The 9,411-nt window shown below is 68.7% G+C and carries 8 protein-coding genes; 3 read left to right on the forward strand and 5 right to left on the reverse strand.

The window, feature by feature from the left end; translation table 11 throughout:
- Positions 1 to 417, reverse strand: a complete 417-nt coding sequence (flgC, locus tag LV780_RS07615) for a flagellar basal body rod protein FlgC (protein ID WP_011908693.1) — start codon at positions 415 to 417, stop codon at positions 1 to 3.
- Positions 417 to 803, reverse strand: a complete 387-nt coding sequence (gene flgB, locus LV780_RS07620) for a flagellar basal body rod protein FlgB (RefSeq protein WP_044248733.1) — start codon at positions 801 to 803, stop codon at positions 417 to 419. The genes flgC and flgB overlap by 1 nt, the downstream gene beginning before the upstream one ends.
- Before the next feature lie 94 nt (positions 804 to 897).
- Here flgB and LV780_RS07625 point away from each other — a divergent pair, with 94 nt between their 5' ends.
- Positions 898 to 1,707: a hypothetical protein gene (locus tag LV780_RS07625; protein WP_181318451.1), complete on the forward strand. Its 810-nt coding sequence runs from the start codon at positions 898 to 900 to the stop codon at positions 1,705 to 1,707.
- A gap of 23 nt (positions 1,708 to 1,730) precedes the next feature.
- Here the strand turns inward: LV780_RS07625 and LV780_RS07630 are convergent, their stop codons facing one another.
- Positions 1,731 to 3,875 (reverse strand): response regulator, encoded by a 2,145-nt coding sequence (locus LV780_RS07630; RefSeq protein WP_233863746.1) that lies wholly within the window; start codon positions 3,873 to 3,875, stop codon positions 1,731 to 1,733.
- Here LV780_RS07630 and LV780_RS07635 point away from each other — a divergent pair.
- Together LV780_RS07635 and LV780_RS07640 are read left to right on the forward strand one after the other, a co-directional pair.
- A complete protein-coding gene (locus LV780_RS07635; RefSeq protein ID WP_233863748.1) occupies positions 3,826 to 5,280 on the forward strand; it encodes a mannitol dehydrogenase family protein in 1,455 nt (484 codons plus the stop codon). The two genes, LV780_RS07630 and LV780_RS07635, sit on opposite strands and share 50 nt — an antisense overlap.
- A gap of 239 nt (positions 5,281 to 5,519) precedes the next feature.
- Positions 5,520 to 6,617: a TRAP transporter substrate-binding protein gene (locus LV780_RS07640; protein ID WP_101341114.1), complete on the forward strand. Its 1,098-nt coding sequence runs from the start codon at positions 5,520 to 5,522 to the stop codon at positions 6,615 to 6,617.
- 168 nt (positions 6,618 to 6,785) lie between these two features.
- Here the strand turns inward: LV780_RS07640 and LV780_RS07645 are convergent, their stop codons facing one another.
- Together LV780_RS07645 and LV780_RS07650 are read right to left on the reverse strand one after the other, a co-directional pair.
- A complete protein-coding gene (locus LV780_RS07645) occupies positions 6,786 to 8,750 on the reverse strand; it encodes a TRAP transporter large permease (RefSeq protein WP_117344978.1) in 1,965 nt (654 codons plus the stop codon).
- Positions 8,747 to 9,346 (reverse strand): TRAP transporter small permease subunit, encoded by a 600-nt coding sequence (locus LV780_RS07650; RefSeq protein ID WP_011908710.1) that lies wholly within the window; start codon positions 9,344 to 9,346, stop codon positions 8,747 to 8,749. Before LV780_RS07650 ends, LV780_RS07645 begins: the two co-directional genes overlap by 4 nt.
- Between the last annotated feature and the right edge of the window lie 65 nt (positions 9,347 to 9,411).

Consider the following 9,411-nt stretch of genomic DNA (forward strand, 5'->3'; position numbering starts at 1 on the left):
TCACTGTCCCATGCTGGCGGTGCGGGCCATCAGCGAGCGCAGCGTCGAGACGGCCTCGAGCGTGTTCTGATACTGGCGGCTGGCCTCCATCATCTCGACCATCTCCTCGTCGACCGAGACCGGGGCCTCCCAGACATAGCCCTCGGCATCGGCCTGCGGATGGTCGGGCCGGTAGGTCCGGGCCGGCTCGCGGTCGAGGCTGACCACCGCCGCCACATCCGTGGTCGAGAGGCCGCTCTTGCCCACCGCATCGGCGTAGGTCGTCTCGAACACCGGCCGCAGCGGGCGGAAGGCCGTCTCGGCCGTGTCCGAGACCGTGCCCGCGTTGGCCAGGTTGCTCGCCACCGTGTTCATCCGCACCATCTGGGCCGAGAGTGCCCGGGCGCCGACATCGAAGATGTTGTTGATGCCGCTCATCATTCCCCCTTGATCGCCGTCATCAGGCCAGAAATGCGCCGGTTCAGCAGCGCGAGGCTGGTCTGATAGCGCAGGGTGTTCTCGGAAAATTCCATCTGCTCCACGGCCATCTCGACCGTGTTGCCGTCCAGCGAGGGCGTGACCGGCTCGCGGTAGAGCGCCTTGCCGGTGGCGGCGGGACCACCCACCGCCATGTGGCGCGCCTCGGTGGTGCGCAGCGCGCCGCCTCCGGTCGCGCGGGCCAGCTCGGCCGTGAAGTCGATGTCGCGCGCCTTGTAATGCGGGGTCGCCGCATTCGCGATGTTCGAGGTCAGCAGGTTGTTGCGCGTCTCACGCAGCACCAGCGCCTCGGCATGAAGCCCGATATGATCGCGGAACCCCGACACTGACATCCGATCCTCCGTCGCCCGCCGCCAACGCGGCATCTGGACCGGGACTTGCAAGGAGGATGCCAGATGCCGCCCTCGCGAGGAGAATGCGATGCGCACTCCGCCTGCCCTTGCCCGCCACCCGCTGCTCGACGCCGCCGCGCGCGAGATCCTGGCCCTCATGGAGCCGCTCGGCCGGGCGCAGGGACTGGCGCGGCTCGAGGAACTGCATGCGGGAACGCCCCCCGGTCCGGCCCGCCGTGCGCTGCTGGCGGCACGGGTGGCGCTCCTGCGGGACGGGCCGGCCTTCGCGCTGCCACCGCCCGAACCCGAACCGCCCGCCCCCGAGCCCGAGCCCGTCGTCGAGGAAACGCCCGTTCCGCCGCCGCCGAAACCCGTGGTCATTCCGCAACTGGATCTGGCGGCGATGATGTCCCTGTTCGACGAGCCCGAGGAAGACGAGGAGGAGGCCCCGATACCGGCGCCCGAACCGGAGCCCGACCCCGAACCGGACGCGCCTGCGGAGGGCTGGACGCGCATCCGCCTGACCGAGGATGGCCCGCGCGGCCCGGCCAGCTTCCCCAAGGGCGCCTCGCTCTCGGTCAAGCTCGAGGATGCGGCGCGTCTGCTGATGGCGGGCATTGCCGAAGAGCTGGAGGAAGAGGAGGCCCCGGCCGCGGAGGTTCAGGCCGACGCGACCGCAGCCCCGATCCCGGACATGGATCAGGCCTTCGCCGCGCTGGCTGCGTTCGGCGATGCGGACCCGGTCGAAGAGCCTGCGGCCGAGCCCGCCGAGACCTCCGCCCCGCCCGTGGTGGCTTCGGAGCCGGCACCTGCCAAGAAACCGCGCAGCCGACGCTCGCCGCGCCGGAACCCGCGCAAGAAGGCCGCGGAAGAAGCCCCGCCCGAGGCCAAGGACTGACCGCGGCGCCGGGATCGGCGGGATCAGGCGGCGTCAGGCTGGATCGCCGCAGCCGTGCGCTCGATCGTGACGGGCAGGCTCTCGAGGGCGCGCCCGGCCGCATCGGAGTCGGACGCATCGGCCGCGGTCTCGTAGCCGGACAGCGTGCGATGCAGGGCCACCAGCCCCACGGCCGCCGCAGCGCCCGCGGTGCGATGCGCCAGCCGGGCCGCGGCATGGTGGTCGCCCGCCTCGTGCAGGCGCCGCATTTCGGGCAGCGCCGCGCCGGCCTCCGTCAGGACGCGGTTGATCATGCCTGCAATGTAGTCGGGCCCGAGATTGCCCTCCAGATCGGCCCGAAGCTCGCTGTCGATCAGGGGAAGTCCTTCGGCGGGCGCGGGTTCGGGCGTGGCCGCCTCCGTCTCCTCGGCGGCCTGCCCGCACCCGGCGAACTGCCGGACCGCGCGGAACAGGGCGCTGCGCGTGATCGGCTTCACCAGGACGTCGTTCATCCCGGCGCCAAGGAACTCCGGCACCCGGTCGGGATCGGCATGGGCCGTCGCGCCCACGATGGGCGTCGTGGCGCACGGGCCGCCCTGCCGGATCATCCGTGTCGCCTCGAGACCATCCACCCGCGGCATCGACACATCCATCAGGATCAGGTCGAAGCGCCGCACGGCCGCCGCCTCGATTGCCTCGGCGCCGTCTTCGGCCAGCGTCACCTCATGGCCCGCCATCCGCAGGATCTCGGCCAGAAGCTGACGGTTGATCGCATTGTCCTCCACCACGAGGATCGAACGGCGAACATCGTCCGCCGGCGGGGCCTCGTCGGCGAACTCCTCGGCGGACAGGTCGCTCGCCTCGGCGAGCGGCACCGTCACCCGGAGGGTGAAGACCGAGCCCAGCCCCAGCTTGCTCTGGACGGTGATGGCGCCGCCCATCGTCTCGCTGGCCAGTTTCGCGATCCCCAGGCCCAGACCCGTTCCCTCGCGGATGCGGCCGTAGGAGGAATCGAGCGTCTCGAAGTTCCGGAAGATCGTATCGAGATGCTCTTCGGCGATGCCGATGCCGGTGTCGTTGACATGGATGCAGAGATCGAGGGTGCCCGGCCGGGTCCCCGCGCGCCACAGAAGCTCGACCGAGACCTTGCCGTGGTCCGTGAACTTGATGGCATTGCCGATCAGGTTGTACATCACCCGCAGGAAGAGGTGGCGCTGCGCCAGGATGAGAGGCACCTCTCCCTTGGGGGGCGCGAACCACAGCTTGTTGCCGCGCTTGTCCGCCTGCGGCTGGTTCTGCCGGATCAGGCCCTCGATGACCTCGGCCGGCGAGAAGACCGAGCGCGCGTAGCTCGCCCCGTCGCGATCGGAGAGACGTGTCAGTTCGAGCACGTTGTTCACCTGATCGAGCGCCGCCGACCCGCAACCGATCACGATGTCGGTGAGCCAGCGTTGCCGCTCGGTCAGGTCGGTCGAGCTTTGCAGAAGGTCCGACGCGGCCATGAGGCCGTTGAGGGGCGTGCGCATCTCGTGGCTCATCACGGCCAGGAAGCGCGACTTCGCCTCCTCGCCCTTGAGCGCGTCGTTGCGGGCCTTCTTCAGGCTCTCCTCGCGCTCGAGACGCTCCGAGATGTCGCGGATGAAGGCGATGAAGAACGGATCCTGCGAGGCGCCCTGGGCCTCGGCCACCGAGACCTCGACCGGAAAGGTCGTGCCGTCGGTGCGCTGCGCCATCATGGTGATGCGCCCGTCGCGCCCGGAAAGGCCGGGGTCAGGTTCGTCCTCGGCGCGCGGCTGCGGACGCAGCAGGCTGTCGGCATCGTCGGTGCGGATATATTCCACGAAGTTCGCGCCCTGCGCGGCTTCGGCCGACCAGCGGAACATGTCGAGCGCCGCCCGATTGCATTCGACGACCCGCCCCATGTGATCGAGCACGACCACCGCATCGAGGGACGACTCGATCGTGGCACGCAGGTTGTGGACCGACCGCTCGAGCAGGACGCCCCGGCGCCGACGCGCGTTGCTCTGCACGATGACGATCACGATCAGCACCCCCATCAGGGCGAGCAGCCCGAGCGAGGCCAAGGCGAAGGTCTGCAACGAACTGCGCAGGACCGATCGCCGCTCGTCCGAGATCTGCATGACATCGGCCAGCGACTCGACCACGCCCGACCGGACGATCCCGCTCACGGCCTCGAGATCGACGATCAGCTGCGGCGTCCATATCGGCGTGGGCAACTTTCACCGTGCGCATCAGGCCGTCTATCTCGACGATCTCTTCGCGCTCGGCGAAGGGCACGACTGGGGCATCCTCGGTGCGGGCGTCCGCCCGACCGACGCGCGGATGCGCGAGGCGCTGGCGGCGCAGGACAATCTCTCGACGGTGATCGAGCTGGACCCGGCGGGTCACCGGGCCCGGCGCGTGGGCGCCATGATCGGCTTCCTGCCGGTCGAGGCCGACAATGCCGCGCTGATCGAGGCCATGTCGGATCCGCGCATCCGCATCGTCTCGCTGACGGTGACCGAGGGCGGCTATTATGTCGATGCCTCCGGCGCCTTCGACCCGACGCACCCGGACATCGTGGCCGATGCGGCCCGCCCCTCGGCCCCCGCCACGGCCTTCGGCGCGATCCTGGCGGCCCTGCGCGCCCGGCGCGCCGCGGGCGTGGCGCCCTTCACCGTGATGTCCTGCGACAACCTTCCCGGCAATGGGCATGTGACGCGCAGCGCCGTGGTGGGCCTTGCCGAGCTTTTAGACGCCGAGTTGGCAGCTTGGGTGAAAAGCCATGTGGCCTTCCCGAACGGCATGGTGGACCGCATCACCCCCGCGACCGGCCCGCACGAGCGCGACCTGGCGCAGGGTTTCGGCCTGACCGACCCCGTCCCCGTCACCTGCGAGCCCTTCCGGCAATGGGTGGTCGAGGACCATTTCCCCGCCGGCCGCCCGGCGCTGGAGAAGGTCGGCGTGACCTTCACCCCGCATGTCCACGCCTACGAGGCGATGAAGATCCGCATCCTGAACGGCGGACATGCGGTGATCGCCTATCCCTCGGCCCTGATGGACATCGAGTTCGTCCACGAAGCGATGGCGAACCCTCTGGTGGCGGCCTTCCTGCACAGGATCGAGGTCGAGGAGATCCTGCCCCATGTGCCGCCGGTGCCCGACACGAGCATTCCGGCCTATCTCTCGCTGATCGAGAGCCGCTTCTCGAACCCCGAGATCGCGGACACGACGCGCCGGCTCTGTCTGGACGGCTCGAACCGGCAGCCGAAGTTCATCGTGCCCTCGCTGCGCGACAATCTCGCGGCGGGCCGAATGCCGAAGGGGCTGGTGCTGCTGTCGGCGCTCTGGTGCCGCTACTGCTTCGGCACCACGGATTCGGGTCAGGTGGTCGCGCCGAACGACCCGAACTGGTCCGCGCTGCAGGAACGGTCCAAGCGGGCGCGCGCCAACCCGGCCGACTGGCTTGCCATGACCGAGGTCTATGGCGACCTTGGCCGCCACCCGGCGCTGGTCGGTGAATTCGGTGCCGCGCTCGAAGCCGTCTGGCGCGATGGCGCCGAGGCCGTGCTCCGCCGTTTTCTGGCAGAGTGACCGGGCCGGGGCAGCGTCCCCCGCCTGCGCAATCGAAGCACCAAACGGCTGCATCTGTCTGACGCATGGGCAGATGCAGCCCTCCGCCACGCCATGCGGCGGGCCGTGCCGCCCGCGGATCGGCCGTGCGGAAAGCCGCGCTCCTCGCTTCTGGACAGCGGCCCCTTCCGGTGTAATCTGCGCGCAGCGCGTAGCCGGAGGCAGAAGCCGGCCCGCCCCGTCCACAAGGGAGGAATACCATGGACCGTCGCTCATTCATCACCAAGGCCGCCGTGGGGGGCGCCGTGGCCGGCAGCCTCGCCGCGCCCGCCATCGCCCAGACCGCGCCCAAGGTCACCTGGAGGCTCACCTCGTCCTTCCCGAAATCGCTCGACACGATCTTTGGCGGCGCGGAAGTGCTGTCGAAGATGGTCAGCGAAGCCTCGGACGGCAACTTCCAGATCCAGGTCTTCTCGGCGGGTGAGCTGGTGCCGGGCCTGCAGGCCGCCGACGCCGTGACCTCGGGCACCGTCGAATGCTGCCACACGGTCGGCTACTATTACTGGGGCAAGGATCCGACTTTCGCGCTGGCCGCGGCGGTGCCCTTCTCGCTCTCGGCGCGCGGCATCAACGCCTGGCACTATCACGGCGGCGGGATCGACCTCTACAACGAGTTCCTCGCGCAGCACAACATCGTGGGCTTCCCGGGCGGCAACACCGGCGTGCAGATGGGCGGCTGGTTCCGGCGCGAGATCAACACCGTGGCCGACATGCAGGGCCTGAAGATGCGGGTCGGCGGCTTTGCCGGCAAGGTGATGGAGCGTCTGGGCGTCGTGCCGCAGCAGATCGCCGGCGGCGACATCTATCCGGCGCTGGAAAAGGGCACGATCGACGCGACCGAATGGGTCGGCCCCTATGACGACGAGAAGCTCGGCTTCTTCAAGGTCGCGCCCTACTACTACTACCCCGGCTGGTGGGAAGGTGGCCCGACCGTCCACTTCATGTTCAACAAGGCCGCCTTCGAGGGCCTGCCGCCCGCCTACCAGGCGCTGCTGCGCACCGCCTGCCAGGCGACGGATGCGAACATGCTGCAGATGTACGACTACAAGAACCCGACCGCGATCAAGTCGCTCGTCGCGCAGGGCACCCAGCTGCGGCCCTTCAGCCCCGAGATCCTGCAAGCCTGCTTCGAAGCCGCGAACGCGGTCTATGCCGAGATGGAAGCCGCGAACCCCGCCTTCAAGAAGATCTGGGATTCGATCAAGGCCTTCCGCTCCGAGAACTACACCTGGGCGCAGATCGCGGAATACAACTACGACACCTTCATGATGGTGCAGCAGAACGCGGGCAAGCTCTGATCCCGAACCTCCCGCAAGACAAGAGACCCCGGAGCCTCGGCTCCGGGGTCTTTTCCTTGGGTCTTCCGGGCACGGACGGCAGGACGGAGCGGCTGCGTCGGACGTCCCTTCCATGAACGGAAACGGCGGCACCCCTTCGGTGCCGCCGCCTCTGTCATCCCGCCGTTCTCAGTCCTGCGCCGGAGGAGCCAGGCCCGGAGGCACCCCTCCCGGAGCCAGACCAGGGCCTGCGTCCGGTGGCGTGACCTCGCCCGTCGCGGGCGGAGCCAGACCGGGCGGCACGCCCAGCCCACCCGGTGCCGGCGCAGCAGGAGCCGGAGCGGTGGGCGTCGGAGGCGCAAGGCCCGGCGGCACCCCCAGCCCTCCCGGCGCCGGAGCGTTCGGGGGTGCAAGGCCCGGCGGCACGCCCGGACCTCCCGGGGCCGGCGCGAGGCCGGGCGGCGTGCCCAGACCACCGGCGCCCGGAGCGGGCAGGCCACCCGGCGCGCCGAGGCCGCCTTCCAGACCGCCACCGAGACCCGGCATCTGCGGCAGGGTGATGGTCACGTTCGACGTGTCCACCGGGGCGCCCTTGTAGTGCATGACCATCTGCGGGAACATGATCACCAGCGCCACCATCACGATCTGGATGCAGACGAACGGCACCGCGCCCCAGTAGATCTGCCCGGTCGTCACCGGCGCCATGCGGGCCTTGGTCACCGGGTCGGTGTAGGTCTGCCGGGGCGCCACCGATCGCAGATAGAAGAGCGCAAAGCCGAACGGCGGGTGCATGAACGAGGTCTGCATGTTCACGCCGAGGATGATCCCGAACCAGATCAGGTCGATCCCCAGCGCCTCGGCCGCCGGTGCCAGCAGCGGCACGATGATGAAGGCCAGCTCGAAGAAGTCGAGGAAGAAGGCCAGCAGGAACACCAGCACCGAAACCGCGATCAGGAAGCCCGTCTCGCCGCCCGGAAGCGAGGTCAGCAGATGCTCGACCCAGATATGCCCGTTCACGCCGTAGAAGGTCAGCGAGAACATCCGCGCGCCCAGCAGGATGAACATGACGAAGGACGAGAGCCGCGTGGTCGAGGCCAGCGCCTGCGTCACGACGCCGAGGTTCAGCCGGCCCTTCACCGCTGCCAGCAGCAGCGCGCCCACCGCGCCCATCGCGCCGCCCTCGGTCGGTGTCGCGATCCCGAGGAAGACCGTGCCCAGCACGAGGAAGATCAGCGCAAGCGGCGGAATCAGCACGATGATCACCTGCTGGGCCAGCCGCGACATGAGCTTGCCGCCCGCCGCCCGGTCGAGGATGGCGGCGATGTAGATCACCACGATCCCCGCCACGGCCCCGAGGATGTCGGCGTTCTTGGCGCCGTAGGTCTCGGCCAGCCAGTAGTGGGCGCCGAAGGCCACCGCCACCGCCACCGCCAGCGCCACGATCAGCGAGGTCACGCCCGAGCCGAGCGTCCGCGCCTCGAGCGGCAGGGCCGGCATGGATTGCGGGCGCAGGATCGACATGACCAGCACATAGCCCATGTAGATGCCGGTCAGCACCATACCCGGGATCAGCGCCGCCTTGTACATGTCGCCCACCGACCGGCCGAGCTGGTCGGCCAGCACGATCAGCACGAGGCTCGGCGGGATGATCTGAGCCAGCGTTCCCGAGGCGGCGATCACCCCCGAGGCGATGCGCCGGTCATAGCCATAGCGCAGCATGATCGGCAGCGAGATCAGACCCATGGCGATCACGCTGGCCGCAACGACCCCCGTGGTGGCCGCGAGCAGCGCCCCCACGATGATCACGGCATAGGCGAGCCCGCCCCGGATCGGCCCGAAGAGCTGCCCGATCGTGTCGAGCAGATCCTCGGCCATGCCCGATCGCTCGAGCACGATCCCCATGAAGGTGAAGAAGGGAATGGCCAGCAGCGTCTCGTTCGACAGCACCCCCCAGAACCGGTCCGGCATGGTGCCGAGGAGGTTCCAGCCCAGCGTGATCGTCCCATCCGACAGAGGCGCAAGCTCGACCCCGATGAAGAAGAACAGCAAGCCGTTCGCCGCCAGCGCGAAGGCCACCGGATAGCCCAGCAGCAGGAACATGACGAGCGAGGCGAACATGATCGGCGCCATGTTCACCGCGATGAATTCCATCATTTCTTCACCTCGCCCAGCTTCACGTCGCCGGCCAGCATCTCGCCCTCGCGCTCGGCCGCCTCATGGGCCGAGACGAAGGGCGTCGGATCCGGGATGATGCCCCGCATCACCGCGATCTTCTTGATGATCTCGGACACGCCCTGCAGCGCGAGCAGGAAGAAGCCGATCAGAAGCAGCGTCTTCGCCGGCCAGATGATCAGGCCGCCCGAGTTGGTCGAGACTTCCCCGATCCTCCAGGACCGCTCGACGTAGGGGCCGAGATAGATCAGCATCAGGACCACGAAGGGCATCAGGAAGAACAGATGGCCGAACAGGTCGATCCAGTGCTGCACCTTCCGCGAGAAGAGCCCGTAGACGATGTCGATGCGGATATGCTCGTTCTGCTTCAGCGTGTAGGCTGCGGCGAACAGGAAGGCCGCGCCGAACAGATACCATTGAAGCTCGAGCCAGGCGTTGGACGAGGTGTTCAGAACCTTGCGGACGGTGGCGTTCCCCGCGCTGATGAAGATCGCGATCAGGATCAGCCACGAGACCCCGCGACCGATGAGTTCGTTCATGCGGTCGATAAACCGCGACAGGCCGAGTAGCCCTCCCATGTTCCTCCCTCTCCCGGTCAATGTGGAAAAGTGCCGGCTCCCGCGGCTACCTATGTCGAAGCACC

The sequence above is a fragment of the Cereibacter azotoformans genome (assembly GCF_021391315.1).
Classification (GTDB): Bacteria; Pseudomonadota; Alphaproteobacteria; order Rhodobacterales; family Rhodobacteraceae; genus Cereibacter_A; species Cereibacter_A azotoformans.